We start from the raw sequence: 26,299 nt of genomic DNA, 5'->3' as shown, positions 1-26,299 counted from the left end.
CGGGCTATGAATAAAATGGGCCGTCTTGGTTCTTCAGCGGGCACGCGTAGTCGTGCGTCGCGTTTCTCGCAGAATGCGGGACTTACTTCGGTCCGCTTCGCGACGGTGCTGGGCGGTCTTTGCGCGTTTGCGCTGCTGTGCATGTTCTCGCTACAGGCCAACGCGGCACTGCTAGCCGACGGCGCACCACGAGTACTACACGCCAGCAATTTGCATCCGGCTGTAGTGTTGGCCGCCCGAGATGCCGTAGCACAACTCGGGCAACCGGCTCACAACACTCATTCGCGCGGCGAGACTGCCGCCAGCGCGCCTTCTGTGCTTGCTTCGCGTGATAGTCGCTACGTCACGGGCCAACCGGCAACGGGCGCACGTGATACCGAGATCGACCGGCAAACGTGGCTATTGGCGCTCGCTGCCACCGCGGTCGTAGCGCTTGCCGGTGCGTGCTTGTCTCGCGCGGCGCTGAGGCGTGCTGCTGAGAAATGGCGCCGCGCTGAAGATGAATGGACGCGCCGTTGCGATGCAGCCGAAGCGCGGGAGCAGGCCGCACGTCTCGAGGTGTCCATCCAGGCAAATGCCGCCGCAAAGCAGGAGCGGCTCTGGCTGCTCGGCGCGATGCGCCTCTATGCAGAAGCTCCTTTGACCGCCGTAACGGGTCTGCTTGAATCGCTCGGAACCGCAGCCCTGCCTTCCGCTCAACGCGCGCGAGCGTTGACGATCCGATCCGCGATGCGCACGTGGGCCCAAACGCTTCACGACCTGCTGGACATTTCGCCGCTGGAGTCCCGCGCCATTGTTCTCGACGAAAGCGTGACGAATCCGCGGGAGGTCATCGACGGTGTCGTCGCGCTGTTGGCTCCGGCCGCAGCGCAGCGAGGCTTGCGTCCGAGCGTGAGCGTTGACCAAACGGTGGCCACGCTGATACTCGCCGATAGCGCGCGGTTCGGTCAGATTTTCTTCCACCTGCTAAACCGTACGATCCAACTCAATACGCGGGGAGAGATTGCCGTCGTTGTGCAGGCGGATCCGTTGAATGCGGGCTCGCAGCGTATTACTATCAAATTGATGGATACCGGAAGCGATGCTGTTCACGTTGCACAACAGCCACTTTTCGGGCCGAGCGCCGATCCAGCGTTCGCTGGAGAATGGCCCGCCCACCTGGATGCTTGCTTGGCGCTTTGCCAGATACTCGCGCAGCGTATGCAAGGCGAGCTTTTAGTCACGAACGACTCAACGTCTGCCATTCGCGCGAGCTTCAGTGCGCCGTTCAGCGTCGAACAATGGGGGCCATCCGCCGAATTGACGAGCAACGCACAGGCGCCCCTGTTCGCCATTGCAGCACCGTCTCAGGACGTTGCCACGAGCGCCTCGTCTGAACCCTTCGAACGACGCTATCTCGACGCGCTGTCGGAAGAGGGTATCAATCTCCACACGTTTCTGAGTGCCTGGCGCCGTTCGATGACGGATGACCTAGACCGCCTGAGCGGCTTGCATCGCCAGCATGACATTGATGGGTTACCCACCTTGCTGCACAGATTGAGTGGGGCCGTGGGTCTGGTCGGTGCGCGCAGTCTGATGGAAGCGCTACGGCGCGCTAGTACGGCACCGGATCAGGAGGCCAGTGCAATCGACTCGCTCATCGAGCGCGGCAGGACCTTGGTCACGCAATTCGACACGGCGATCGACCCACAGTGGAGCACCATACGATGAACCGACCTCTGGCCTTGATTGACGGCGCTCTGGCGTTTCCGAAGCCGCGCCCGTTCGATGGTTTGCCGCCGCCTTTCGGTTCGCGACGACGTACCGCGCGAGCCACGGCACAAGACGCAACGCAACGCGCCTCGCAGCCCATCGCTCAAACCGGAGCACAACGGGCGATGCAGGACGCAGTGCAACGCCGGGCGCAGCAGGCACGCCCCGGTCCGTTTCCTCCGGGTGTGAAGCATCTTTTCTTCTATAAGGTGCCGCCGCAACGTGTAGATTCCCACCGCTTTGACGCGGCGCTGGCTGAAGCAAAGCGCTACCTCGAGGCAGGCAGGGCACGTCCGCGCTCGTCGCGTTCGGATCACATACTCGGTGGGGCGATCTTCGTGGGTTGCAGCATTGCGCTGGCCTGGTTGCTGGCGACATGCGCGATGCGAGACGCCACTAAGGCGAGCGAACTTGCCGTGAAACTGCCGGTTGCGCCGGCGGTCAGCAGTCCGCCCATCGTCGAGACGCAAGAACCGATCAAGCTGGCGCAGTTGGCCGTTGAACAGGCGCGGACAATTCCGCTGAGCGTGCCTTCCGTAGGCAAATCGACCGTTGCGGATATGCAGACTGCGGTTGTCGCGGAGAAGGCGTCGCCGCGGGACATTGGTCCGAAGCGCGCTACCCAGGTATTACCACGGCAGACCGTGCAGGTCATCGCACGTGACGACGAAGTCGCGACGCCGCCAGCAAAACCCGCGAAGCGGGTCAACGTGACGCGTCTGTCTGACGCTCACGTCAGCGAACGTATGGCTCTGAATCGGGCAACCCACCCGACAACGCGGCCCGCTATGTCGAAGCAACCGGAGTGGACCGCTGGCGTATCACTTTCGCGCAACGACGTTTCAACCGACGACGCGCCGTGGCTGAACTGGTCCACCCAACAGCATCGTCCGTCGCCAACCGTTCGTGCAGCGACGCCGCTCGACAACAGTTGGAACGACCACATGACCCAGCGCCGGATCACCGATGATCCCGCCGCCTTCCACACGGATCGCGGCTGGAAATAAAAAAAGCCCGGCCAAAGCCGGGCTCTCAAATCGGCTGCGTCCTTCCACAAGGACGCAGCACCTGCAAAACAACCTGCAGCTACTGCATACGTTACCTAATACCTTAGGCAGCCAGCAGCGAACGCAACACGAACGGCAGAATCCCGCCGTGCTTGTAGTAGTCCACTTCGATCGGCGTATCGATACGCAGCAGAACCTGCACGCGCTTTTCCTTGCCGTCCTTGCCGCGAATCACCAGCGTCACTTCCTGCTGCGGCTTGAAGTCCGAACCCAGACCTTCCACGTCGAACGTTTCTTCGCCGGTGATACCGAGCGATTGCACGCTATCCGAGCCCTTGAACTGCAGCGGCAGCACGCCCATGCCGACCAGGTTCGAACGGTGAATCCGCTCGAAACTGCGAGCAACCACAGCCTTCACGCCCAGCAGTTGCGTACCCTTAGCCGCCCAGTCACGCGAAGAACCCGTACCGTACTCTTCGCCCGCAAACACAACCGTCGGCGTGCCCGCGTCGATGTACTTCATCGCTGCGTCATAGATCGACTCTTGTTCGCCGCTCGGCTGATGAATCGTCAGGCCGCCTTCCACGCGCGTGCCGTCTGCCTTCGCCGGGATCATCAGGTTCTTGATCCGGACGTTCGCGAACGTGCCGCGCATCATCACGTCGTGGTTGCCGCGGCGCGAGCCGTAGCTGTTGAAGTCGGCCTTCTGCACGCCGTTTGCCTTCAGCCACTTGCCTGCCGGCGAGTCTTCCTTGATCGAGCCTGCCGGGCTGATGTGGTCGGTCGTGACCGAGTCACCGAAGATGCCCAGTGCGCGTGCGTTCGTCACAGCAGCAATGCTGTCGGCCGGCGTCATCGAGAAGTCCTTGCCGAAGAACGGCGGCTCAGCGATGTAGGTCGACTTCGGCCAATCGTAGACCTGACCTTCTTCGCCTTCGATCTTGCTCCACAGGTCGCCCTTCTTGGTCAGGTGCGCGTAGTTCTTGCGGAACGCGTCCGCGTCCAGCGCGAACTTGAGCAGCGCGTCGACTTCTTCGCTGGTCGGCCAGATGTCGCCCAGGTAGATGTCCTTGCCGCCCTTGCCCTTGCCGACCGGTTCGGTCATCAGGTCGCGCGTGATGTTGCCGGCAATCGCGTAAGCCACAACCAGCGGCGGCGAGGCCAGGAAGTTCGCGCGGATGTTCGGGTGAATACGCGCTTCGAAGTTACGGTTGCCCGACAGCACCGCTGCCGCGACGATGTCGTTCTTCGTGATCGCTTCGTTCAGTTCCGGCGTCAGGTCGCCTGCGTTACCGATACAGGTCGTGCAACCGTAAGCGGCCAGCGTGAAACCGAGCTTGTCGAGGTACTTCATCAAGTCGGTCTTCGTCAGGTATTCCGTGACGATGCGCGATCCCGGAGCCAGCGACGTCTTGATGTGCGGCGCGACCGTCAGGCCAGCTTCCACAGCCTTCTTCGCCAGCAAACCAGCGGCCAGCAGCACGCTCGGGTTCGACGTGTTCGTGCACGACGTGATCGCGGCGATCAGAATGTCGCCGTTCTTCACGTCGACGCCGTTGCTCGTCGTGTATTGCGTGTCGAGGTCTTCCGACTTCTTCGCAAAGCCGTTTTCTGCCACCGGCTTCGAGAACAGGTCGCTGAAGGTCGATTTCACGTGACCGATTTCGATACGGTCTTGCGGGCGCTTCGGACCTGCCAGCGACGGCGTGACCGTGCCGAGATCCAGCGTGACGACCTTGGTGTAGTCGATCTGGCCGGCCTTCGGAATACCGAACAGACCCTGCGCCTTGAAGTAGTTTTCGAAGGCGGAGATTTCTGCGTCGGTGCGGCCCGTGCCCTTGAAGTAGTCGATGGTTTTTTCGTCGACCGGGAAGAAGCCCATGGTTGCGCCGTATTCTGGCGCCATGTTGCCGATCGTCGCGCGGTCCGGCAGCGACAGCGACTTGGTGCCTTCGCCGAAGAACTCGACGAACTTGCCGACAACCTTTTCCTTGCGCAGCAGTTCGGTGACGGTCAGGACCAGGTCGGTTGCCGTCAGGCCTTCGCGCAGCTTGCCCTTCAGTTCGACGCCCACCACGTCCGGCGTCAGGAAGTACACCGGCTGGCCGAGCATGCCGGCTTCCGCTTCGATACCACCCACGCCCCAGCCCACCACACCGATACCGTTGATCATGGTCGTGTGGCTGTCGGTGCCGACCAGCGAATCCGGGTAGTACACGGTGTCCGCGCCTTCGGCCTTCTTGTGTACGCCGCGTGCGAGGTATTCCAGGTTCACCTGGTGAACGATACCCACGCCCGGCGGCACGACCTTGAACGTATCGAATGCCTGCATGCCCCACTTCATGAACTGGTAGCGTTCGTTGTTGCGCTGGAATTCCAGTTTCATGTTCAGGTCGAGCGCGTTCTTTTCGCGGAAGTGATCGATCTGCACCGAGTGATCGACGACCAGATCGACCGGGACCAGCGGTTCGATCGACTTCGGATTCTTGCCCATGTGTTTCGCGACACCGCGCATTGCCGCGATGTCGGCGAGCAGCGGCACGCCGGTAAAGTCTTGCAGCACGACGCGCGACACCACGAACGGGATTTCGTCGACGCGCGCAGCGGTCGGCTTCCAGTTTGCGAGTTGCGTGATGTGTTCTTCGGCGATCTTCTTGCCGTCGTAGTTACGCAGCACCGATTCCAGCACGATACGGATCGAAACCGGCAGGCGGTCGATCTTGATGTTCAGTGCCTTGCCGAGTTGCGGCAGGGAGTAGAACTTGCCTTTGCCGGAACCGCTGTCGAATTCCTTGAGCGTTTTGTGGAGGTTGTGGGCCATGGTGTTTTCCTTGGTTTGATCGCGGAACTACTGTACTTAACTAGATGACGTACAAATCGACGTATTCATTGACCGGCATGGCTTCGAGCCTTGCCTGATCCAGCGACACGTCGAGAATCGCCAGTTGTTGCTTGACCGGAAAGCGGCGCGCGAGGTTGGTCTTGAACTTCTCGACCAGCAACGGAATCCCGTCTTTGCGACGACGCTTGTGACCGATCGGGTATTCGACTACAACTTCGTCGAACGTCGACCCATCGTTGAATTCGACCGTCAGTGCATTGGCGATCGAACGCTTCTCCGGATCGTGGTAATCCTTCGTGAACTGCGCGTCTTCGACACACTCCATCTTGGCGCGCAGCACATCGAGTCGCGCGTCCTGCGCGATCGAATCTTCATAGTCCACGGCCGTCAGGCGGCCATGGATCAACGGCACAGCGATCATGTACTGGATGCAATGATCGCGGTCGGCCGGGTTGTTTAGTGGGCCTTTCTTGTCGATGATGCGGATCGCGGCTTCGTGGGTGCGGATCGTGATCTTTTTGATGTCTTCCACGCGTTTGCCCGCTGCGGCGAGTTGCGCGTGCAAAGTCATCGCCGCTTCCACCGCCGTCTGTGCGTGGAATTCTGCCGGAAACGAAATTTTGAAGAGCACGTTTTCCATCACGTACGAACCGTACGGACGCTGAAACCTGAACGCGTTGCCCTTGAAGAGGACATCGTAAAAGCCCCATGTCTTCGCCGTCAGCACCGACGGATAGCCCATCTCGCCGGTCTTCGCGATCAGCGCGAGCCGCACGGCGCGTGAAGTCGCATCGCCGGCCGCCCACGATTTGCGCGAGCCGGTATTCGGCGCGTGGCGGTAGGTGCGCAGCGCATGCCCATCGACAAACGCCTGCGATACCGCGTTGATCAACTCGTCGCGCGTCAAACCGATCAATTGGCCGACCACCGCGGTCGAAGCCAGCTTCACGAGCAATACATGATCGAGCCCGACCTTGTTGAACGAGTTCTCGAGCGCGATACAGCCTTGAATTTCGTGCGCCTTGATCATGCCGATCAAAACGTCTTTCATCGTCAGCGGCTTCTTGCCTGCTGCGATGGCACTGCGCGAGAGCCAGTCGGCCGTCGCCAGAATTCCGCCGAGGTTATCCGACGGGTGGCCCCATTCGGCAGCCAGCCAGGTATCGTTGAAGTCCAGCCAGCGGATCATGGCGCCGATGTTGAAGGCGGCCTGAACCGGGTCCAGCTGGAACGCCGTGCCCGGCACCTTGGCGCCGTTGGGGACGATCGTGCCGGGCACGATCGGTCCCATCAGCTTGGTGCAGGCCGGGTAGGTGAGCGCCTCGAGTCCGCAACCGAGTGTATCGATCAGGCAGTTACGCGCGGTGTCCAGCGCGAGCGTGCTACCGATCGGAAAATCCAGAACGTAATCGACGATATCGACCAGGACGGAGTCCGGGTCGGGTCGCACGTTGGAAATCGGAGCGGACATCGGGGAGCTTTCCTGATGTAACGGATTAGTTAGTCTTGTTGATCGCGTTCGATTGCGTCGGAGCCGGTGCGCCTTGCACCATCTCTGCCGTTTTGCACTCGTCGGCCAGACGCGAGCTGTCCTTATCCGAGAACAACATCGCCTTCGTCGGGATCACGACTAGGTCCATACCCGATGCGGCGTCGTGGAAACGGTCTGCGCCCGTGGTGGTCGATTCGCGCGGCAGATTGTAGTTTTTGTTCGCCCAGTGAACCGTGACGATCTGGTCACGCTTCATGTCGCCCTTCAGGTCGAATGCCAGACCTTCGTTGCACGACCACTTGACCGAGCCGTCCGGTACCGGATCGACCTTCGCTTCCTTGGCCGGATTCGGTTTGCGCTTGATCAGGCGCTTCGGCTGCGGCTTCTTCGGCACAGCCTTGGCAGCCGGCGTGGTGGTGGTTTGCGCAGCGGCGTCCGTCGCAACGGTCAGCATCGTCGTGGACAAAGCGCCGATTACGGCGGCGATCAACAGCTTATTCATGGAGAAGAACCTTTCTATCTAGTTTCAGTTGAACAGTACGCGGGCTACCGGTCCTGGCAACCGCGAGGGTTGAACTGCACGCGCTTTGAAAGCGCACAGCGACCGCTATTTTCTCCTATTTAGCGGCACGTACTTCAAATTCTCAGGTCCGGTGTAATTTGCACTCGGACGAATGATCTTGTTGTCGATCCGTTGCTCGATGATGTGCGCGCTCCAGCCTGCGGTGCGGGCGATCACGAACAGCGGTGTGAACATCGCCGTCGGCACGCCCATCATGTGATACGAGACCGCGCTGAACCAGTCGAGATTTGGAAACATCTTTTTCACATCTGCCATCACTGTTTCAAGTCGCTCGGCGATATTGAACAGTTTCAGGTTGCCCGCTTCCTTCGAGAGCTTCTTCGCGACTTCCTTGATGACCTTGTTGCGCGGGTCCGAAATCGTGTACACCGGGTGACCGAAACCGATTACCACTTCCTTGTTTTCGACGCGCTTACGGATGTCGGCTTCGGCCTCATCCGGCGTCTGATAGCGCGACTGGATCTCAAACGCGACTTCGTTGGCGCCGCCGTGTTTCGGGCCGCGCAGCGCGCCGGTTGCGCCGGTGATCGCCGAGTAGATGTCCGATCCCGTGCCCGCGATCACGCGGGCCGTGAAGGTCGAGGCGTTGAATTCATGCTCGGCATACAGGTTCAGCGACACATGCATCGCGTCGACCCACGCCTTCGACGGTTCCACACCATGCAGCAGGTGCAGGAAATGGCCACCGATCGAATCGTCGTCGGTTTCGACTTCGATGCGCTTGCCGTTGTGCGAGTAGTGGTACCAGTACAGCAGCATCGAACCGAGTGAAGCCATCAGCTTGTCGGCGATGTCGCGTGCGCCCGGCAGGTTGTGGTCGTCCTTCTCCGGCAACACGGTGCCGAGCACCGACACGCCGGTGCGCATCACATCCATCGGGTGGGCGGCGGCCGGAATCCATTCCAGCGCGGCTTTCACGTTCGCGGGCAGGCCGCGCAGCGCCTTGAGCTTCGTTTTGTAGGCGGTGAGTTCGGTCTGCGTCGGCAGTTTTTCATGGACCAGCAGATAGGCGATTTCCTCGAATTCGCATGCGCCGGCGATGTCGAGGATGTCGTAGCCACGGTAGTGCAGATCGTTGCCGGTCTTTCCGACCGTGCAGAGCGCGGTGTTACCCGCCGTCACGCCGGACAGGGCGACGGATTTCTTCGGTTTGAAGCCGCTTTTAGGTTCGCTCTCGCCTTGTGCGCCGGCGGCTTGCGTCGTCTCGCTCATCTCCCGCAATCTCCTTTGTGCCTGCTCATTGCTTCTGGTTGAACCGCGCGTTCGACGTCTACTCCCCGCTGCGCGAGACGCTGCTGTGATTCGCTTGCACGGCTCCCCATGAGGACGCCATCCAGCGCTGCCACGCCGGCTGCTGCGTTGACCATCGTGCTCATCATGTGGCTTGCCCGTTAGTGCCCACTTTCGTGAAGAGTGGCGCGGCGTCTTGCGGCACGGCGCGGCCAGTGGATTGCGCACGACGCAGCACCGACCAGTAATAGCGATAGCTGGCCCGGTCGTGCAGCGCGTCGTGATGGCGCGTCGGGCCCCACTGCGCGGACTGCGCGGCCAGCAAAATTTCAGTAGCGGTGGCGATTTCTTCGTCGCGCGGTGCAAACGCGGCGACGATCGCTTCGATCTGCGCCGGGTGGATGCTCCACATGCGCGTGTAGCCGAACTCGTTGCGGGCGCGGGCGGCATCGTTCGCGACCACGCTCATGTCGCGCACTTCGGTGCTGACGTTATGCGACGGCACCTTGCCATACGCATGGCAGGCCGCCGAGATCTCAAGCTTCGCGCGCCGCACCAGCGGGTGATCGAACTGACCGGGCGAGCGCATGGCGGTATCGGGAATCGCGCCATCGTGTGCGGACACGAAGTCCATCAGGCCGAAGCTCAGTGCCTCGACGCCGGGGAGCGCGGCCAGATCGAACACGCGCGTCAGCGCGCCATGCGTTTCGACCAGCAATTGCACCGGCACCGGCTGCGCAATGCCGAGCTCACGCCGCGTCGCTTCGATGAACGCGACCATTTCAGCGGCATCGGGGACGTTGCGGATTTTTGGAAGGGTGATGTAAGCGGGCGCTCGCTTTGCAGCGCGCAGAATGAGACGGACGTCGTCACGCCAGTGCGCGTGGTCGAAGTCGTGAATCCGTACGCCGACGCGGCCGAAGCGGTCATGCTCGCTGCCCAGCAGCGACGCGACCAGCTCCGCGTGCTCGGCTTCCCGGCCGACCTGCGCGCCGTCTTCGCAATCGAGCGTGATGTCGAACACCGGCCCCAGTTGCTGCTGCAACGCGAGCGATTTCAGCATCAGCTTCTCGCTGCCGGCGTAGTGATCGCAGGCAGGCAGCACAGCGGGCGGCACTTCGCCGTCAAACAGCACTTCGGCGGGTGTGAGGGCGCGCATCTTCGGCGTCAAGGGCGTGGGTGGTCGTTAGGGAAATCTGATGCGGATGCGCTCTGTTCGGCCATGGTCAGGCAGCCGTGCAAAACGCGTTCGGATCAGATGCGGATACTGGCACAACAAATTGCAGAGTGAACTGCAAAAAGGAGCGCCGTACCTGCATTCGCACGTAAAAAACCGGAACCCGCTGCGATAAAGCCACGGAGTTCCGGTTCGTCTGCATCTAGCGCTTAGCCGAGCAGGTGTTGAACGCCTTCGCGCTCTTCCAGCAACTCGTTCAGCGTGCCGTCCATCTTTTCGCGCGAGAACGCGTCGATTGCCAGACCTTCAACGCGCTTGTACTCGCCGTTTTCGCAGGTCACCGGCACACCGTAGATGATGTCTTCCGGAATGCCATACGAACCGTCCGACGGGATACCCATCGTGACCCACTTGCCGTTCGTGCCGAGCACCCAGTCACGCACGTGGTCGATTGCAGCGTTAGCTGCCGACGCTGCCGACGACAGGCCGCGCGCTTCGATGATCGCTGCGCCGCGCTTGCCGACGGTCGGGATGAACGTGTTGCGGTTCCATTCTTCGTCGTTGATCAGCTTGGTCAGGTCTTGACCTTCAGCCGTTGCAACGCGGAAGTCCGGGTACATGGTCGGCGAGTGGTTGCCCCACACAGCCAGTTTTTCGATCGAAGCGACCGGCTTGCCCGACTTGGCAGCCAGTTGCGACAGCGCGCGGTTGTGGTCCAGGCGCAGCATGGCGGTGAAGTTCTTCTTCGGCAGATCCGGCGCCGACTTCATCGCGATGTAAGCATTCGTGTTGGCCGGGTTGCCGACCACCAGCACTTTCACGTCGCGGCTGGCGACTTCGTTCAGCGCCTTGCCCTGAACCGTGAAGATTTCGGCGTTGGCCGACAGCAGGTCTTTACGCTCCATGCCTTTCGAACGCGGACGTGCACCGACCAGCAGGGCAACGTCTGCATCCTTGAATGCAACCTTCGGGTCGTCAGTGATCACGACACCCGACAGCAGCGGGAATGCGCAATCATCCAGTTCCATCACGACGCCTTTGACGGCGCCTTGCGCTTGCGGCAGGTCGAGCAGTTGCAGGATAACCGGCTGATCCTTGCCGAGCAGGTCGCCATTGGCGATGCGGAACAGTAGGGAGTAAGCGATTTGACCTGCGGCGCCGGTGACGGCAACGCGCTTTGCGGGCTTAGCCATTGAGAAATCTCCAGGACGATGCGTTAGACGCTAGGGAAAACGCCATTCTATATGCGCCTTCAGCGAAGCGTTGTGAAACACGGCGGAATTCACTGTTCGCGTACGGCCTCGGAATATGCCGAGGCTGTACGGCGCGCTACGGCAAGACCGCCATGCCGAAAACCTGTACTACTCTGCTTGAGAGGGCGGGGAGCGGGGCATGTTGGCGCCGGGTAGCCGCTGCACGGTGCGGGCTCCTGCAAACAGCGCGTTTCGGCAAGCGTCTGACCAACGAATGGCGGCGAATCGAAACCTGGACTGCGAGGGAACAGCATGGTGCCGAGTGGCTTCCGGTGCGCTGCGGCGCTGTATTGCAACGTGCAAAACAGCCGCCGAAAAACCCGCAAACCCTTGCTCGACAAGGAGTGTAGGAGCCGTCAGACACAAAGTCAACATTATCTTATGTCTTATATAAGACATATCTATTGCGGGGAAAACCCTAGACGCGGCCCGGCCCTTTATGATGAAATGCGCGCATGACTTCGAACCAGGCGAACACCGCGAATCCGAACGGCCATGGGGCCGCGGGCGAAGGTGTATCCGTTGCCGCGCCCGCTACGTCGCCCACTTTCAGCCCCTTGTATCAGCAGATCAAGGGCTTGATTACGCAGAGCCTCGAAACTGGCGAATGGAAACCTGGCGAGATCATTCCTAGTGAAGTCGAATTGGCGGCAAGATACAAGGTCAGTCAGGGAACTGTGCGCAAAGCGATCGACGAGCTTGCCGCCGACAACCTGCTGGTGCGCCGCCAGGGCAAGGGTACTTTTGTTGCAACGCACAATGAAGACCGCGCCCAGTTTCGCTTCCTCAGATTACTGGCCGATGACGGCGCGGAGCACCCGCACGTCAGCCGCCTGCTTGAATGTCGGCGCTTGCGCGCGTCGGCGGACATCGCCCGGCAACTCGATCTGAAACCCGCCGATCCGGTGGTGCTGATCAAGCGCTTGCTGCAGTTCGACGGCGAAGTCACCGTACTCGACGAAATCTGGTTGCCCGGCGCGGTGTTCCGCGGGCTGACGCTCGAGCGACTGTCGGAGTATAAAGGTCCCCTCTACGCGATGTTCGAGACGGAGTTCGGCACCCGCATGATCCGCGCAACGGAGAAGATCCGCGCGGTCGCGGCTGATCCGTCGGTCGCTGATCTGTTGAGTGTGCCGGCGGGTTTCCCGTTGCTTTCGGTCGAGCGCGTGTCCTATACATATGGAGACCGGCCGGTTGAGGTGCGTCGCGGTTGGTATGTCACAACCGGGTATTACTATCAGAACGATCTGAGCTGAGTCGGATGAAAGAAGGCGCCGCGTCCCACACGCGCGCCTGTTTGAAGGCGCCTTTATCGCGCACGCTGTAACGGACTTGTGGTGGTTTTCGCTGCAGCGCGATATAAAAAGGCGCTAAAATTGCGGATTAGTGTGACTACATAGTAGGGGTCTAGCATGGCTGAAGCCGTAAAAAAACCGAGGCCGGAATTCCGGAACATCGGTATCGGGCAAATTTTGACGGCATACCGTCTCCCGCTAGCGGGGCGAGTGTCGATCTTGCACCGCTTGAGCGGTGGTCTGCTTTTTGTTTTTCTTCCGTTCCTGCTGTACCTCTTTGATCAGAGCCTGACTTCCGAACTGAGTTTCGAAGTCTTCAAGGGTTTCCTCTCCAACATCGTCGTCAAACTCATCACGCTCGTTCTCGCGTGGGCCTTCCTGTTTCACTTCTGCGCCGGTGTCCGTCACCTGTTCATGGACACGAGCCACGGCCTCACGACCAAAGAGAAGGGCAAGCAAACCTCCATCGTGGTGCTGGTCGTTTCGTCGCTTCTGACGATTGCATTCGCGCTCAAACTCTTCGGAGCATTCTAAAAAAATGGCAGCTAATAACCGAATCGGTCCGAAGCGTCTCGTCGTCGGCGCACATTACGGTCTGCGCGACTGGCTCGCCCAGCGCATTACCGCCTGCATCATGGCGGTCTACACGGTGATCCTGCTCGCGTGGTTCTTCGGCGCGCGCGATTTCTCGTATGACGGCTGGGCGTCGATCTTTGCAACGCAATGGATGAAGCTCGCCACGTTTGTCACGCTGCTGTCGCTGTTCTATCACGCGTGGGTTGGTATCCGCGACATCTGGATGGACTATGTGAAGCCCGTTGGCATGCGCCTGTTTCTTCAAGCGCTGACGATCGTCTGGCTGCTCGCATGTGCGGGCTACGCTGCGCAGATTCTCTGGAGAGTGTAAAAGAATGGCTGCAATCAAGAATTCTCTGCCGCGTCGCAAGTTTGACGTGGTTATCGTCGGCGCAGGCGGCTCGGGGATGCGCGCTTCGCTGCAACTCGCGCGCGCCGGTCTGTCGGTTTGCGTGCTGTCCAAGGTGTTCCCGACGCGTTCGCACACGGTGGCTGCCCAAGGCGGCATCGGCGCTTCGCTCGGCAACATGAGCGAAGACAATTGGCACTATCACTTCTACGACACGATCAAGGGTTCCGACTGGCTCGGCGACCAGGACGCGATCGAGTTCATGTGCCGTGAAGCACCGAACGCTGTCTACGAACTGGAACACATGGGCATGCCGTTCGACCGCAATGCGGACGGCACGATCTATCAGCGCCCGTTCGGCGGCCACACCGCCAACTACGGCGAAAAGCCGGTGCAACGCGCTTGCGCGGCCGCTGACCGTACCGGTCACGCGCTGCTGCACACGCTGTACCAGCAAAACGTGGCTGCCAAGACGCAATTCTTCGTCGAATGGATGGCGCTGGACCTGATCCGCGACGCCGAAGGCGACGTGCTCGGCGTGACCGCGCTGGAAATGGAAACGGGCGACGTCTATATCCTCGAAGGCAAGACCACGCTGTTCGCTACTGGCGGCGCGGGCCGGATCTTCGCAGCATCCACGAACGCGTTCATCAACACCGGTGACGGCCTGGGCATGGCTGCGCGTTCGGGCATCGCACTGCAAGACATGGAATTCTGGCAATTTCACCCCACCGGCGTGGCCGGCGCGGGCGTGCTGATTACCGAAGGTGTGCGCGGCGAAGGCGGCATTCTGCGTAACTCGAACGGCGAGCGTTTCATGGAACGCTACGCACCGACGCTGAAGGATCTGGCGCCGCGCGACTTCGTTTCGCGTTCGATGGACCAGGAGATCAAGGAAGGCCGCGGCGTGGGTCCGAACAAGGATCACGTGCTGCTCGACCTGTCGCACATCGGCGCCGAGACGATCATGAAGCGTCTGCCGTCGATCCGCGAAATCGCCATGAAGTTCGCGAACGTCGATTGTATTAAAGAGCCAATTCCGGTTGTGCCGACCATCCACTATCAGATGGGTGGTATCCCGACGAACATCAACGGCCAGGTCGTTGGCACGTCGAAGGGTCACAAAGAAGTCGTCAACGGTTTCTACGCAGTGGGCGAATGCTCGTGCGTGTCGGTGCACGGTGCAAACCGTCTCGGCACCAACTCGCTGCTCGACCTGGTGGTGTTCGGCCGCGCGGCCGGTAACCACATCGTCAAGCACGTGCGGGAAATCAAGGAGCACAAGCCGCTGCCGGCCGACGCGGGCGATTTCTCGCTGGCTCGTCTGAACAAGCTGGACAAGTCCACGTCGGGCGAATACTCGCAAACCGTCGCGGCCGAGATCCGTTCCACGATGCAGGCGCACGCCGGCGTGTTCCGCACGTCGAAGCTGCTGGCCGAAGGCGTCGAGCGGATTCGCGAAGTGGCGGCACGTGTCGACAACATCTATCTGAAAGACAAGTCGAAGGTGTTCAACACGGCACGTGTTGAGGCGTTGGAAGTGGAGAACCTGATCGAAGTGGCACGCGCCACGATGGTTTCCGCCGAAGCACGCAAGGAAAGCCGCGGCGCGCACGCGCAAGACGACTTCGAACATCGCGACGACGAAAACTGGCTGCGCCATACGCTGTGGTTCAGCGAAGGCGATCGCCTCGACTACAAGCCGGTTCAGATGCAACCGCTGACGGTCGAATCGGTACCGCCGAAAGCGCGTACCTTCTAAGGCACAAGTCAAAGGAATTCAGAAATGGCTAAGCGTACATTTGAAATTTACCGCTACGACCCGGATAAGGACGCAGCGCCGCGCATGCAAACGTACGAGATCGAAATCGACTCGCACGAACGCATGCTGCTCGACGCGCTGCTCAAGCTGAAGGCGATGGACGAAACCTTGTCGTTCCGCCGTTCGTGCCGTGAAGGCGTGTGCGGTTCGGACGCGATGAACATCAACGGCAAGAACGGTCTCGCCTGCTTGCAGAACATGAACGACCTGCCGCAGAAGATCGTGCTGCGCCCGCTGCCGGGCCTGCCCGTCGTGCGCGACCTGATCTGCGACTTCACGCAGTTCTTCAACCAGTACCACTCGATCAAGCCGTACCTGATCAACGACACGCCGCCGCCGGAAAAGGAACGTCTGCAGTCGCCGGAAGAGCGCGACGAGCTCGACGGCCTGTACGAATGTATTCTGTGCGCTAGCTGCTCCACGTCGTGCCCGAGCTTCTGGTGGAATCCGGACAAGTTCGTCGGTCCGGCTGGTTTGTTGCAAGCCTATCGTTTCATCGCGGATAGCCGCGACGAAGCGACGGGTGAACGCCTCGACAACCTGGAAGATCCGTACCGTCTGTTCCGTTGCCATACGATCATGAATTGCGTCGACGTCTGCCCGAAGGGCTTGAACCCGACCAAGGCGATTGGCAAGATCAAGGAATTGATGGTTCGCCGCGCTGTCTGAGATGGAAGAAACATCGCATCAGTCCGACCCTCTCCGCCGCGCGCGCCTTCGCTGGCGCGCGCGGCGGGGCCTGCTGGAAAACGATCTGATCTTTGAACGTTTTTTCAGCCGATATGAGCATGACCTCAGCGATGCCGATGTGGGCGCTCTCACGCGCCTGCTCGAGCTGAGCGATAACGACCTGATGGACTTGCTGCTCGTTCGCAAGGAACCGGAAGGCGAACTTGCCGACCCCGATGTGATCCGGGTGCTGGAGCTGTTACGCAACGCTTGAGCGCCGTGAACTTGTTGGGCGCCGCTTGTCCGTTGTTCCCAGGCGTGCAAATTATCGAAACCCTGTTTCCATACTTCGATTGAGGATGTGCTATGACCCCGTCAGATGTTAAAGCCACGCTATCGTTCAGCGACAATTCGCCGAGCGTTGAAATGCCGATTTACAAGGGCACCCTCGGCCCGGACGTGATCGACATCCGCAAACTGTACGGCCAGACCGGCAAGTTCACGTACGACCCGGGCTTTATGTCGACGGCGGCGTGCAATTCGGCGATCACCTACATCGACGGCGACAAGGGCGAGCTGCTGTACCGCGGCTACCCGATCGACAACCTCGCGGAAAACGCCGACTTCCTCGAAACCTGCTACCTGCTGCTGAAGGGCGAACTGCCGAACGCAGCGCAGAAGAAGGAATTCGTCGACACCGTCACGAAGCACACGATGGTGCACGAGCAGATGCACTTCTTCTTCCGTGGCTTCCGTCGTGACGCGCACCCGATGGCGATTCTGGTCGCGGCAGTTGGCGCGTTGTCGGCGTTCTATCACGACTCGCTCGACATCAATAACCCGCGTCACCGCGACGTGTCGGCTATTCGCATGATCGCGAAGCTGCCGACGCTGGTGGCCATGGCGTACAAGTACAGCATCGGTCAGCCGTTTGCGTACCCGAAGAACGACCTGTCGTACAGCGCGAACTTCATGCACATGATGTTCTCGAACCCGTGCGAAGAGTACAAGGTCAACGACGTGCTGGTGCGCGCGCTCGACCGTATCCTGATCCTGCACGCTGACCACGAACAGAATGCGTCGACCTCGACGGTTCGTCTGGCCGGTTCGTCGGGCGCTAATCCGTTCGCGTGTATCGCAGCGGGTATCGCTTGTCTATGGGGCCCGGCGCACGGCGGTGCGAACGAAGCCGCACTGAACATGCTGGAAGAAATCGGCTCGGTCGACAACATTCCTGAGTTCATCAAGCAGGTGAAGGACAAGAACTCGGGCGTGAAGCTGATGGGCTTCGGTCACCGCGTCTACAAGAACTACGATCCGCGTGCGAAGCTGATGCGCGAAACCTGCCACGAAGTGCTGGAAGAGCTGGGCCTGCACGACGACCCGCTGTTCAAGCTGGCCATGGCGCTGGAAAAGATCGCGCTGGAAGACGAATACTTCGTGTCGCGCAAGCTGTACCCGAACGTCGACTTCTACTCGGGCATCGTGCAACGCGCGCTGGGTATCCCGACCTCGATGTTCACGTGTATCTTCGCGATGGCACGTACGGTCGGCTGGATTGCACAGTGGAACGAAATGATCGCCGATCCGGAACAGAAGATTGGCCGTCCGCGTCAGCTGTTCGTCGGCGATACGCCGCGTGAAGCGAAGCCGATTGCGCAACGTTGATCGGGTTTGAGTCCGCGTGGTTCGTCGTGGTGTGATGGCGGCGAACCAGTGCGGAATCAGCTGATAAAAAACGCCCCAACGGGTTTACCGTTGGGGCGTTTTGTTTTGGGGTGCGCCGTAGCGCGTGGGATTCTGCTGTGCTTCGCTTCGTGTCATGGCCTGGCTCGCGGCATGCTTCCCTGCCATATTGCGCCGTCAAGCCGGCGCGCGTGTCTGACGTCGTCGGGTTCGTTCTAGCGAAGGCGGCCGGATCTCGAGGTTGGCCGGCGTCGCGCCGGCCTCCTTCGGTGCGTGCCCGTAGGTTTCGAAAAAGCGCCGGTACGCGCTCGGCGTCATGCCGCGCGCCGACAGGAACTGTCGATTGAAATTGGCGAGATTCGGGAACCCGGCCTTTGTGGCGATCAGCGCGATCGGCCAGCCCGTGCCGGTCAGTTGCCGCGTGGCATAGCCGATGCGTAGACGGTTCAGGTAACGCCCGACGCTCTCGCCTACATGCCGCACGAAGTAGCGATGTAGCGAGCGCTCTGAGAGGCTTGCCACCTCGCATAGTTCGGCGATGCGCAACGGTTCGTGGAAGCGCCGATCAAGCAGGTCGAGTACGCGATTCAACCGCTCCGCTTCCGACGCGCTGCCGCCAGACGCGACAGTGGGCGCAATGTTGGCCTTATGCGCGGCTTGTGTCGTTTGCGTCGCTTGTCCGCTTTGAGCACGCCGAGCGTGTTCTTGCCGCATGCCCCTTGTAAGCGCATGAGCATGCGCAGCCGGCGACGCCAGCGGCTCCAATTCCGCCTCTGACAGCCCCGCGAGAACCTGCAGCACCGCGCCAAGCCGTACACGCGGCGACTCATCCAGCAAAGCGCCGATCTGCCCGCGCATCAACGCCGCAGCGTCGGGCGAGAACCGCAGCCCCGGCGCGGCGCGCCTCAACAACGTCCGCAACGAAGCAAACTCCGGACAGCAATCGGCCATCCGCCGCGCCCAATCGCCGCTGAACCAGACCACGATCGCCACCTGCGGCCCGCCCGCATCGATCGGCTCCGTGGACGCCCACGTGTGCGGCATATCCGGCGGCACCAGCACGAGATCATCGCCGCTGTAATCGGCGATATGGTCGCCGACGAAGCGCCTGCCGCGGCTGTTCATCGTCAGCGTGAGCTCATATTCAGGATGGTGGTGCCACTCGAACGGGATCTGCGCGAGCTGCCGATGATAGACGCGGATCGAGCAGCCGTCGGGGATGGTGACGCGTTCGTATTGGGGTTTCACGGTACGCAACCTGGCCGCAGTGGGAATAGCGGCGAATGTCTGAATTGTATCGATAATTGGCCGAACGGGATGCATGCCAGACGCCAAAGGTCCCTAATCTGGACGCACTGCTCGACGCACTGCAGCCCCATACAAAACCGATGCAAGGAGACAAAGCCATGCCGCTCGTCATCGACAATCTTCCTGAAGCGATCCGCACCACAAAACGCGCGCTCCGCGCCGCGTTACCGAACTATGCGCAGGTGTTCAGCGAAGTCGAAGCTGCGATCAGGCAGCAGGTCGACGCCATCCATCGCGACCTTGAGCAGGGGTGCGAAGCCATTCCCGTGTTCGACTATTCGAGCATCGTTTCCGGCGACGTCGACCCTGCCACGACCGCGCGGATCAAGACGCGCGGCGCATGCGTGGTGCGCGGGGTGTTCTCTCGCCAGCAAGCCAGCGACTGGAATGATGAAATTGCGCAATACGTCGAGCGCAATAATCTCGACGACAAGCTCGCCCACCGTGCGGAAGATAAATACTTCGGCAATCTCTCATCAAGCAAGCCGCAGATCTACGGTGTCTATTGGTCCAAGCCGCAGACGGCGGCGCGGCAATCCGGGCAACTGACAAACACGCGCGTGTTTCTTAACCGCCTATGGACGTCGGAGAGCGAAGGGAAGCACCACTTCGATCCGGATCGCGTGCCGGTCTACGCGGATCGTATCCGCCGCCGGCCGCCCGGCTCGGAATCGCTGGGTTTGTCACCGCACGTCGACGGCGGGTCGGTCGAACGCTGGCTCGATCCGAATTTTCGGCAGGTGTATCGCCACGTGCTGTCCGGCAACTGGCGAGCGTACGATCCGTTCGACGCCGCGTTCCGCCCCGATGTGCAGGAGATCCCGTCGCCCGCCGTATGCTCGATGTTCCGCACCTTCCAGGGCTGGACCGCGCTGACGCCGCAAGGACCCGGCGACGGCACGCTGCAACTGATCCCAATCGCCAACGCGATGGCCTATGTCGTCCTTCGTGCGCTGCAGGACGATGTCCCCGATGACGAACTCTGCGGCGCACAACCGGCGCGCGCACTGTCGATCAAACCTGAATGGCACAGCCTGCTGCTTGAAGCGGTCACGCCGATCCCGCACATGCAGGCGGGCGACGCCGTGTTCTGGCACAGCGACGTCGTGCATTCGGTCGAAGACGCGCATAGAGGCAGCGGCTATAGCAACGTCATGTACATCTCATCGGCGCCATCGTGCGCAAAAAACGAGGCGTACCTGAAGCGCCAACTGCCGAGTTTCCTGCGTGGCGAAAGCCCACCGGATTTTCCGGCAGATCATTTTGAAATAGATTTCATCGGCCGCGCAGAGGAAAGCGATTTGACGCCGCTGGGGCGTGCGCAACTGGGGTTCGATCACGAGCGCTGAGCCTAACGCGCGTGGCTGTGCGCATTGGCGCATGACGTGCCACGCCGCGCTGACCCACGACCATGCGTGGCATTGCATCGCGCACGCCACGCAATCCCGTGCCGGGTAACACCCATACAGGTATCGTCACTACCACCCAACTCCCTGTTTTTTATCGGTTTTCTCCGTGATTGACGGGCCCAAAGCGGGGTTCTGCGTGGCATAATCGACCGACACAGTCAGCCCGCAGTTATCACTACTCCGCATACCATGGCACAGACTCTCTACGACAAATTGTGGAACACACACGTGGTCCACACGGAAGAAGACGGCACGACGATTCTCTATATCGACCGTCACCTGCTGCACGAAGTCACCAGCCCTCAGGCGTTCGAAGGCCTGAAGCTGGCTGAGCGTCCGGTGTGGCGTATCAGCGCGAATCTGGCGGTGTCGGACCACAACGTCCCCACCACAGATCGCAGCCACGGCATTGCCGATCCGGTTTCCAAGCTGCAAGTCGATACGCTCGACAGCAACTGCGACGCGTACGGCATCACGCAGTTCAAGATGAACGATCTGCGTCAAGGCATCGTGCACATCATCGGGCCGGAGCAGGGCGCCACGCTGCCGGGCATGACGATCGTCTGCGGTGACTCGCACACGTCCACGCACGGCGCATTCGGCGCGCTGGCGCACGGTATCGGCACGTCGGAAGTGGAACACGTGCTGGCCACGCAAACGCTCTTGCAGAAGAAGAGCAAGAACATGCTGGTGAACGTCGAAGGCCCGTTGCCGCGCGGTTGTACGGCGAAAGATATCGTGCTCGCGATCATCGGCAAGATCGGCACGGCAGGCGGCACCGGCTACGCGATCGAATTCGGCGGTTCGACGATTCGCGCGCTGTCCATGGAAGGCCGGATGACGGTCTGCAACATGGCGATCGAAGCGGGCGCGCGCGCCGGCATGGTCGCCGTGGACGACACCACGATCGACTACCTGAAGGGCCGTCCCTTCTCGCCGGAAGGCGTCGAGTGGGATCACGCGGTCGAGTACTGGAAGCAGTTCAAGACGGACGACGGCGCGCAATTCGATCGCGTGGTCGAGTTGAACGCGGCGGAAATCGTGCCGCAAGTCACGTGGGGCACGTCGCCGGAAATGGTCACGGCAATCGACGGCCGCGTGCCGGATCCGGAGCGCGAAAAAGACCCGGTCAAGCGCGACGCAATGGAGCGCGCGCTGAAATACATGGCGCTCGAACCGAACGCGCCGATCGAATCCATCAAGCCGGATAAAATCTTCATCGGGTCGTGCACCAACGCGCGCATTGAAGACATTCGCGCCGCGGCATACGTCGTGAAGAAGCTCGGCCGCCGCGTCGCACCGAACATCCGTCTGGCCATGGTGGTGCCGGGTTCGGGTCTGGTGAAGGCGCAAGCGGAACGCGAAGGCCTCGACAAGGTCTTTACTGATGCCGGTTTCGAATGGCGTGAGCCCGGTTGCTCGATGTGTCTCGCGATGAACGCCGACCGGTTGGAACCGGGCGAGCGTTGCGCGTCCACGTCGAATCGTAATTTCGAAGGTCGTCAGGGCGCCGGTGGCCGTACCCACCTCGTGAGCCCCGCGATGGCTGCCGCTGCGGCTATCGAAGGGCATTTCGTCGATATTCGCAAGCTTGGATAAATCGCATGATGAAGAACATGAATCGCACCACTCTATTGCGCCGTTTCGCACTCGGTACGCTGGCCGGGCTATTGCTCGGTCTAGCCGGCTGCAACACGGTGCACGGATTCGGCGAGGACATGTCACACCTCGGCAATTCGATCAGCAACCACGCTGATAAATGAGCGGTTTTTGATTTTTGCCGGCGGTGCGCGGGGCGGCTTTCCGGTCGTCACGCGCATCGCCCGGTCTCGAAACAGGCGCAAGCGTCATGGATAAATTCATCGTACACACCGGCGTCGTGGCGCCGCTCGATCGCGAGAACGTCGACACGGACGCGATCATTCCGAAGCAATTCCTGAAGTCGATCAAGCGCACGGGCTTCGGTCCGAACGCGTTCGACGAATGGCGTTACCTCGACCACGGCGAACCCGGCCAGGACAACTCGAAGCGTCCGCTGAATCCGGATTTCGTGCTGAACCAGCCGCGCTATCAAGGTGCGTCGGTGCTGTTGGCGCGCAAGAACTTCGGTTGCGGCAGCTCGCGTGAGCACGCACCGTGGGCGCTGCAGCAATACGGCTTCCGTGCGATCATCGCGCCGAGCTTCGCCGATATTTTCTACAACAACTGCTTCAAGAACGGCCTGCTGCCGATCGTGCTGACCGAACAGCAAGTCGACCACCTGTTCAACGAAACGTACGCATTCAATGGCTTCCAGTTGACCATCGACCTGGACGCGCAAGTCGTACGCACAACGGATGGCGGCGCCGCGTATCCGTTCGAAGTCGCGGGCTTCCGCAAGTACTGCCTGCTGAACGGCTTCGACGATATCGGCCTGACGCTGCGTCACGCGGACAAGATTCGCCAGTTCGAAGCCGAGCGGATCGCGAAGCAGCCGTGGCTGAATCACCGCATCGTCGGATAAAGGCTTACAGGCCTGAGAGCCCGACGGCTCGCTGATTCACGTTCAACAGTCTCCAAGAAAATCATCAAGGAAATTCGCATGAAGATCGCAGTCTTGCCGGGCGACGGCATCGGTCCCGAAATCGTCAAGGAGGCCGTGAAGGTCCTGAACGTACTCGGCGAAAAGTTCGAACTCGAAGAAGCGCCGGTTGGCGGCGCGGGCTACGAAGCGAAGGGCCATCCGCTGCCGGATTCGACGCTGGCACTGGCGAAAGAAGCCGACGCGATCCTGTTCGGCGCCGTCGGCGACTGGAAGTACGACTCGCTCGAACGCGCGCTGCGCCCGGAGCAGGCCATTCTCGGTCTGCGCAAGCACCTGCAATTGTTCGCGAACTTCCGTCCGGCGATCTGCTATCCGCAACTGACGGGCGCTTCGTCGTTGAAGGAAGAAATCGTTTCGGGTCTCGACATTCTGATCGTGCGCGAACTGAACGGCGACATCTACTTCGGCGCGCCGCGCGGCGTGCGTTCTTCGCCGGATGGGCTGTTCGAAGGCGCGAAAGAAGGCTTCGACACGATGCGTTATTCGGAACCCGAAGTGCACCGCATCGCGCACGTCGCGTTCCAGGCGGCGCAAAAGCGCCAGAAGAAACTGACGAGCGTGGACAAGGCGAATGTGCTCGAAACGTCGCAGTTCTGGCGCGACGTGATGATCGACGTGTCGAAGGAATACCCAGACGTCGAGCTGTCGCACATGTACGTGGACAACGCGGCGATGCAGTTGGTGAAGGCGCCGAAGGCGTTCGACGTGGTTGTGACCGGCAACATGTTCGGCGATATTCTCTCCGACGAAGCCGCCATGCTGACGGGTTCGATCGGCATGCTGCCGTCGGCCTCGCTCGACAAGAACAACAAGGGCTTGTACGAGCCGTCGCACGGCTCCGCGCCGGATATCGCCGGCAAGGGCGTGGCGAATCCGCTGGCAACGATCCTGTCGGCCGCGATGATGCTGCGCTATTCGCTGAACAAGGCGGAACAGGCGGATCGCATTGAAACTGCGGTGAAAAAGGTGCTGGAACAGGGCTTCCGCACCGGCGACATTCTGACGCCCGGTTGCAAGCAGGTCGGCACCGTGGCGATGGGCGACGCGGTCGTCGCCGTGCTGTAAGGGCTCTTCAGGCAGTAAGTGGTAAAGGTGGCAGTTAGGTCGTCAAACGGCCTTTAAAACGCGAATTGGCCTCGAAACAGGCCGATTCGCGCGTAATGCGGACGATAGCGACAGACAATCAGGTCGCCAGATTCCGGTTTTCGTGTATATTGTAGCGATGGCGCACCTAGCTCAAATCTCCTCGATTTCGAAACTGCACGGCAAAACGGCCCGTGTGGTTGCGCTCGCCATTACCACCAAAACGATTACCCCGAAAACGATCACGAAACGCTGATCGTCCGTCGTGCCCGCTCATCTTCCCCGCGCGGTCACTGCGGGCAAAGATGCGGGGAAGTTTCCATTCGAAGGGTATGAAGTCATGAACGTAGGTCTCGTAGGTTGGCGCGGTATGGTCGGCAGCGTCCTGATGCAACGTATGCAGCAGGAAGGCGATTTCGACTTGATCGAACCGGTGTTTTTCAGCACCAGCAACGCTGGCGGCAACGCGCCGTCGTTCGCCAAAAACGAGACCAAGCTCAAAGATGCGACAAGCATCGAAGACCTGAAGAAGTGCGAAGCGATCATCTCCTGCCAGGGCGGCGATTACACGAACGAAGTGTTCCCGAAGCTGCGCGCAGCGGGCTGGAACGGCTACTGGATCGACGCGGCTTCGTCGCTGCGTATGAAAGATGACGCGGTCATTATTCTCGATCCGGTCAACCTCGACGTGATCAAGAACGCGCTGGTCAAGGGCCAGAAGAATTTCATCGGCGGCAACTGCACGGTCAGCCTGATGCTGATGGCGCTGGGCGGCCTGTTCCGCGAAAACCTCGTCGACTGGATGACGGCCATGACGTATCAGGCCGCTTCGGGCGCGGGCGCGCAAAACATGCGCGAGCTGCTGCAGCAAATGGGCACGCTGTACGGTGCAGCCAAGGAAGACCTGGCTGATCCGTCGTCGGCGATTCTCGACATCGACCGCCGCGTGCTGAGCGCCATGAACAGCGACCGCATGCCGACCGACAACTTCGGCGTGCCGCTCGCCGGCTCGCTGATTCCGTGGATCGACAAGGATCTCGGCAACGGCATGTCGAAGGAAGAGTGGAAGGGCGGCGCGGAAACCAACAAGATTCTCGGCAAGCCGGCTATGGGCACGCCGGGTTCGATCCCCGTGGACGGTCTGTGCGTGCGGATCGGCGCAATGCGCTGCCACTCGCAGGCGCTGACCATCAAGCTGAATAAGGACGTGCCGCTGGACGAAGTGAACAGCATCCTCGCGTCGGGCAACGACTGGGTCAAGGTTGTGCCGAACGAACGCGAAGCTTCCATGCGCGATCTGTCCCCGGCTGTGGTCACGGGTACCCTGACGGTGCCGGTCGGCCGTGTGCGCAAACTGGCGATGGGCGGCGAATATCTGTCGGCCTTCACGGTCGGCGATCAACTGCTGTGGGGTGCGGCCGAACCGCTGCGTCGCATGCTTCGCATTGTGCTCGACAAGTAAAGTAAACTACGCGCTCACGACGCGTAGAAAACTCAAGAAGCGTCGCGCTTGCGCGGCGCTTTTTTCATTGTGTGCTCCGATTATCTTGTCTCTTTCCAACCGCAAAAAAGGGCTGCGCGCTGACGCGCCAGGAGTCCCGATGAACCTTCGACTCTCTTCCCTTCGGGCTATGTTTATGCATCAAGGTACAGGTCGCCTGACGGCCGCAGCCGCTTTGGCGTTCGCGCTGGCTGGCGCAGGCGTGGGTAGCGCTGTGGCCGCGCCCGGCGACGCCGCAAGCGCGCCGGAGGGTGCCTCCGTGTCTTACGCCGCCGGGAGTCAATATACGGTGCGGCCCGGGCAATCGCTGAACGACGTGGCGATTGCCGTCACGCAATCGCACGACAAGGGAACGCTCGCTCGCGCTTCGCGCGCGCTGTTCGATGCGAATCCGAATGCCTTCATGAGTCATGACCCGAGCCGGATGCGCGTCGGCGCGCTGTTGACGATCCCGGCGCTGGATGCGACCGGCGCTCCGGCGGCTTCTGCGCCGGTTGCGGGGTCTGCGTCGGCCGCACCATCGGCGGCTACGGCTGCGCCGGCTTCTGCGCCGGACGCGGCGGCGGTCGGTGCGGCGGTTGGCGCCGCGAGCGGTGTGGCGCAGGTCAATGCCGCCGCAGCGAGCGCGGCAAGCGCCGCGGCTCGCGCTGCTGCGCCGGCGGTTTCGGGGACGGCCAGTTC

Annotated in this window: 23 protein-coding genes; 16 read left to right on the top strand and 7 right to left on the bottom strand. The window is 61.0% G+C overall.

From position 1 onward, the window contains the following. The first annotated feature begins 6 nt into the window (after positions 1–6). The gene (locus GNZ12_RS44090; protein WP_235993510.1) at positions 7–1,710 is read left to right on the top strand and encodes a hybrid sensor histidine kinase/response regulator; all 1,704 of its coding nucleotides are present in this window, start codon (positions 7–9) and stop codon (positions 1,708–1,710) included. Continuing rightward, complete coding sequence (locus GNZ12_RS01015; RefSeq protein ID WP_172308599.1) at positions 1,707–2,759, top strand: hypothetical protein; 1,053 nt, start codon at positions 1,707–1,709, stop codon at positions 2,757–2,759. Before GNZ12_RS44090 ends, GNZ12_RS01015 begins: the two co-directional genes overlap by 4 nt. Before the next feature lie 103 nt (positions 2,760–2,862). Here the strand turns inward: GNZ12_RS01015 and acnA are convergent, their stop codons facing one another. From acnA to GNZ12_RS00985, 6 genes are all read right to left on the bottom strand, one after another. Continuing rightward, positions 2,863–5,580, bottom strand: a complete 2,718-nt coding sequence (gene acnA / locus GNZ12_RS01010; RefSeq protein WP_172308598.1) for an aconitate hydratase AcnA — start codon at positions 5,578–5,580, stop codon at positions 2,863–2,865. Positions 5,581–5,620: 40 nt separating this feature from the next. Further along, entirely contained in the window at positions 5,621–7,072 is a 1,452-nt protein-coding gene (locus GNZ12_RS01005) for a bifunctional 2-methylcitrate dehydratase/aconitate hydratase (protein WP_172308597.1), read from the bottom strand. 25 nt (positions 7,073–7,097) lie between these two features. Next, positions 7,098–7,595: a hypothetical protein gene (locus GNZ12_RS01000; RefSeq protein ID WP_172308596.1), complete on the bottom strand. Its 498-nt coding sequence runs from the start codon at positions 7,593–7,595 to the stop codon at positions 7,098–7,100. A gap of 105 nt (positions 7,596–7,700) precedes the next feature. Continuing rightward, entirely contained in the window at positions 7,701–8,888 is a 1,188-nt protein-coding gene (gene prpC, locus GNZ12_RS00995) for a bifunctional 2-methylcitrate synthase/citrate synthase (protein ID WP_172308595.1), read from the bottom strand. 163 nt (positions 8,889–9,051) lie between these two features. After that, positions 9,052–10,065, bottom strand: coding sequence for an HpcH/HpaI aldolase/citrate lyase family protein (locus GNZ12_RS00990; RefSeq protein ID WP_172308594.1), 1,014 nt, complete (start codon positions 10,063–10,065; stop codon positions 9,052–9,054). 227 nt (positions 10,066–10,292) lie between these two features. Beyond that, entirely contained in the window at positions 10,293–11,276 is a 984-nt protein-coding gene (locus GNZ12_RS00985) for a malate dehydrogenase (RefSeq protein WP_074289036.1), read from the bottom strand. 515 nt (positions 11,277–11,791) lie between these two features. Between GNZ12_RS00985 and GNZ12_RS00980 the strand changes: the two genes are divergently transcribed. The 7 genes from GNZ12_RS00980 to gltA all read left to right on the top strand — a co-directional run bounded on the left by GNZ12_RS00980 (position 11,792) and on the right by gltA (position 17,715). Further along, positions 11,792–12,592, top strand: a complete 801-nt coding sequence (locus tag GNZ12_RS00980) for a GntR family transcriptional regulator (RefSeq protein ID WP_172308593.1) — start codon at positions 11,792–11,794, stop codon at positions 12,590–12,592. A 156-nt stretch (positions 12,593–12,748) separates the two neighbouring features. Next, positions 12,749–13,165 carry a succinate dehydrogenase, cytochrome b556 subunit gene (gene sdhC, locus GNZ12_RS00975; protein WP_074289034.1) on the top strand — a complete coding sequence of 139 codons (417 nt, stop codon included), beginning with the start codon at positions 12,749–12,751 and terminating at the stop codon, positions 13,163–13,165. Between the two features lie 4 nt (positions 13,166–13,169). After that, positions 13,170–13,538 (top strand): succinate dehydrogenase, hydrophobic membrane anchor protein, encoded by a 369-nt coding sequence (sdhD, locus tag GNZ12_RS00970; protein ID WP_063498406.1) that lies wholly within the window; start codon positions 13,170–13,172, stop codon positions 13,536–13,538. A gap of 4 nt (positions 13,539–13,542) precedes the next feature. Beyond that, entirely contained in the window at positions 13,543–15,318 is a 1,776-nt protein-coding gene (sdhA, locus tag GNZ12_RS00965) for a succinate dehydrogenase flavoprotein subunit (RefSeq protein ID WP_172308592.1), read from the top strand. A gap of 24 nt (positions 15,319–15,342) precedes the next feature. Then, a complete protein-coding gene (locus GNZ12_RS00960) occupies positions 15,343–16,047 on the top strand; it encodes a succinate dehydrogenase iron-sulfur subunit (RefSeq protein WP_054034792.1) in 705 nt (234 codons plus the stop codon). A gap of 1 nt (position 16,048) precedes the next feature. Next, positions 16,049–16,321 carry an FAD assembly factor SdhE gene (locus tag GNZ12_RS00955; RefSeq protein ID WP_172308591.1) on the top strand — a complete coding sequence of 91 codons (273 nt, stop codon included), beginning with the start codon at positions 16,049–16,051 and terminating at the stop codon, positions 16,319–16,321. A 92-nt stretch (positions 16,322–16,413) separates the two neighbouring features. Beyond that, on the top strand, positions 16,414–17,715 hold the full coding sequence (gltA, locus tag GNZ12_RS00950) for a citrate synthase (RefSeq protein ID WP_172308590.1): 1,302 nt from the start codon (positions 16,414–16,416) through the stop codon (positions 17,713–17,715). 195 nt (positions 17,716–17,910) lie between these two features. On the opposite strand, the gene GNZ12_RS00945 is transcribed toward gltA, so the two are convergent. After that, the gene (locus tag GNZ12_RS00945; protein ID WP_172308589.1) at positions 17,911–18,981 is read right to left on the bottom strand and encodes a helix-turn-helix domain-containing protein; all 1,071 of its coding nucleotides are present in this window, start codon (positions 18,979–18,981) and stop codon (positions 17,911–17,913) included. A 158-nt stretch (positions 18,982–19,139) separates the two neighbouring features. Here GNZ12_RS00945 and GNZ12_RS00940 point away from each other — a divergent pair, with 158 nt between their 5' ends. From GNZ12_RS00940 to GNZ12_RS00910, 7 genes are all read left to right on the top strand, one after another. Beyond that, entirely contained in the window at positions 19,140–20,390 is a 1,251-nt protein-coding gene (locus tag GNZ12_RS00940; RefSeq protein ID WP_172308588.1) for a DUF1479 domain-containing protein, read from the top strand. Positions 20,391–20,639: 249 nt separating this feature from the next. Beyond that, a complete protein-coding gene (gene leuC, locus GNZ12_RS00935; RefSeq protein WP_172308587.1) occupies positions 20,640–22,049 on the top strand; it encodes a 3-isopropylmalate dehydratase large subunit in 1,410 nt (469 codons plus the stop codon). A 5-nt stretch (positions 22,050–22,054) separates the two neighbouring features. Further along, positions 22,055–22,213, top strand: a complete 159-nt coding sequence (locus tag GNZ12_RS00930; RefSeq protein WP_028196115.1) for an entericidin A/B family lipoprotein — start codon at positions 22,055–22,057, stop codon at positions 22,211–22,213. 86 nt (positions 22,214–22,299) lie between these two features. Beyond that, the gene (gene leuD / locus GNZ12_RS00925; protein ID WP_172308586.1) at positions 22,300–22,953 is read left to right on the top strand and encodes a 3-isopropylmalate dehydratase small subunit; all 654 of its coding nucleotides are present in this window, start codon (positions 22,300–22,302) and stop codon (positions 22,951–22,953) included. A gap of 78 nt (positions 22,954–23,031) precedes the next feature. Further along, complete coding sequence (gene leuB, locus GNZ12_RS00920; protein ID WP_172308585.1) at positions 23,032–24,099, top strand: 3-isopropylmalate dehydrogenase; 1,068 nt, start codon at positions 23,032–23,034, stop codon at positions 24,097–24,099. Positions 24,100–24,457: 358 nt separating this feature from the next. Then, positions 24,458–25,579 (top strand): aspartate-semialdehyde dehydrogenase, encoded by a 1,122-nt coding sequence (gene asd / locus GNZ12_RS00915; protein ID WP_027805102.1) that lies wholly within the window; start codon positions 24,458–24,460, stop codon positions 25,577–25,579. A 139-nt stretch (positions 25,580–25,718) separates the two neighbouring features. Continuing rightward, on the top strand, positions 25,719–26,299 hold a 581-nt coding region (locus tag GNZ12_RS00910; RefSeq protein ID WP_407947672.1), incomplete at its 3' end, for a type IV pilus assembly protein FimV.

Origin of the sequence: Paraburkholderia solitsugae, from assembly GCF_013177695.1 — a bacterium.
In the GTDB taxonomy this organism is placed as follows: domain Bacteria; phylum Pseudomonadota; class Gammaproteobacteria; order Burkholderiales; family Burkholderiaceae; genus Paraburkholderia; species Paraburkholderia solitsugae.
This window is presented reverse-complemented; position numbering and strand designations above follow the sequence as displayed.

Bases quoted from the DNA above. Each gene is read 5' to 3' on its own strand.
- GNZ12_RS00990 (WP_172308594.1), bottom strand. From the start codon at position 10,065: ATGCGCGCCCTCACACCCGCCGAAGTGCTGTTTGACGGCGAAGTGCCG.
- GNZ12_RS01015 (WP_172308599.1), top strand. From the start codon at position 1,707: ATGAACCGACCTCTGGCCTTGATTGACGGCGCTCTGGCGTTTCCGAAG.
- sdhC (WP_074289034.1), top strand. From the start codon at position 12,749: ATGGCTGAAGCCGTAAAAAAACCGAGGCCGGAATTCCGGAACATCGGT.
- GNZ12_RS00980 (WP_172308593.1), top strand. From the start codon at position 11,792: ATGACTTCGAACCAGGCGAACACCGCGAATCCGAACGGCCATGGGGCC.
- leuC (WP_172308587.1), top strand. From the start codon at position 20,640: ATGGCACAGACTCTCTACGACAAATTGTGGAACACACACGTGGTCCAC.
- GNZ12_RS00955 (WP_172308591.1), top strand. From the start codon at position 16,049: ATGGAAGAAACATCGCATCAGTCCGACCCTCTCCGCCGCGCGCGCCTT.
- GNZ12_RS00930 (WP_028196115.1), top strand. From the start codon at position 22,055: ATGATGAAGAACATGAATCGCACCACTCTATTGCGCCGTTTCGCACTC.
- gltA (WP_172308590.1), top strand. From the start codon at position 16,414: ATGACCCCGTCAGATGTTAAAGCCACGCTATCGTTCAGCGACAATTCG.
- sdhD (WP_063498406.1), top strand. From the start codon at position 13,170: ATGGCAGCTAATAACCGAATCGGTCCGAAGCGTCTCGTCGTCGGCGCA.
- acnA (WP_172308598.1), bottom strand. From the start codon at position 5,580: ATGGCCCACAACCTCCACAAAACGCTCAAGGAATTCGACAGCGGTTCC.
- leuB (WP_172308585.1), top strand. From the start codon at position 23,032: ATGAAGATCGCAGTCTTGCCGGGCGACGGCATCGGTCCCGAAATCGTC.
- asd (WP_027805102.1), top strand. From the start codon at position 24,458: ATGAACGTAGGTCTCGTAGGTTGGCGCGGTATGGTCGGCAGCGTCCTG.
- GNZ12_RS01000 (WP_172308596.1), bottom strand. From the start codon at position 7,595: ATGAATAAGCTGTTGATCGCCGCCGTAATCGGCGCTTTGTCCACGACG.
- GNZ12_RS00985 (WP_074289036.1), bottom strand. From the start codon at position 11,276: ATGGCTAAGCCCGCAAAGCGCGTTGCCGTCACCGGCGCCGCAGGTCAA.
- GNZ12_RS01005 (WP_172308597.1), bottom strand. From the start codon at position 7,072: ATGTCCGCTCCGATTTCCAACGTGCGACCCGACCCGGACTCCGTCCTG.
- GNZ12_RS44090 (WP_235993510.1), top strand. From the start codon at position 7: ATGAATAAAATGGGCCGTCTTGGTTCTTCAGCGGGCACGCGTAGTCGT.
- leuD (WP_172308586.1), top strand. From the start codon at position 22,300: ATGGATAAATTCATCGTACACACCGGCGTCGTGGCGCCGCTCGATCGC.
- GNZ12_RS00940 (WP_172308588.1), top strand. From the start codon at position 19,140: ATGCCGCTCGTCATCGACAATCTTCCTGAAGCGATCCGCACCACAAAA.
- GNZ12_RS00960 (WP_054034792.1), top strand. From the start codon at position 15,343: ATGGCTAAGCGTACATTTGAAATTTACCGCTACGACCCGGATAAGGAC.
- prpC (WP_172308595.1), bottom strand. From the start codon at position 8,888: ATGAGCGAGACGACGCAAGCCGCCGGCGCACAAGGCGAGAGCGAACCT.
- sdhA (WP_172308592.1), top strand. From the start codon at position 13,543: ATGGCTGCAATCAAGAATTCTCTGCCGCGTCGCAAGTTTGACGTGGTT.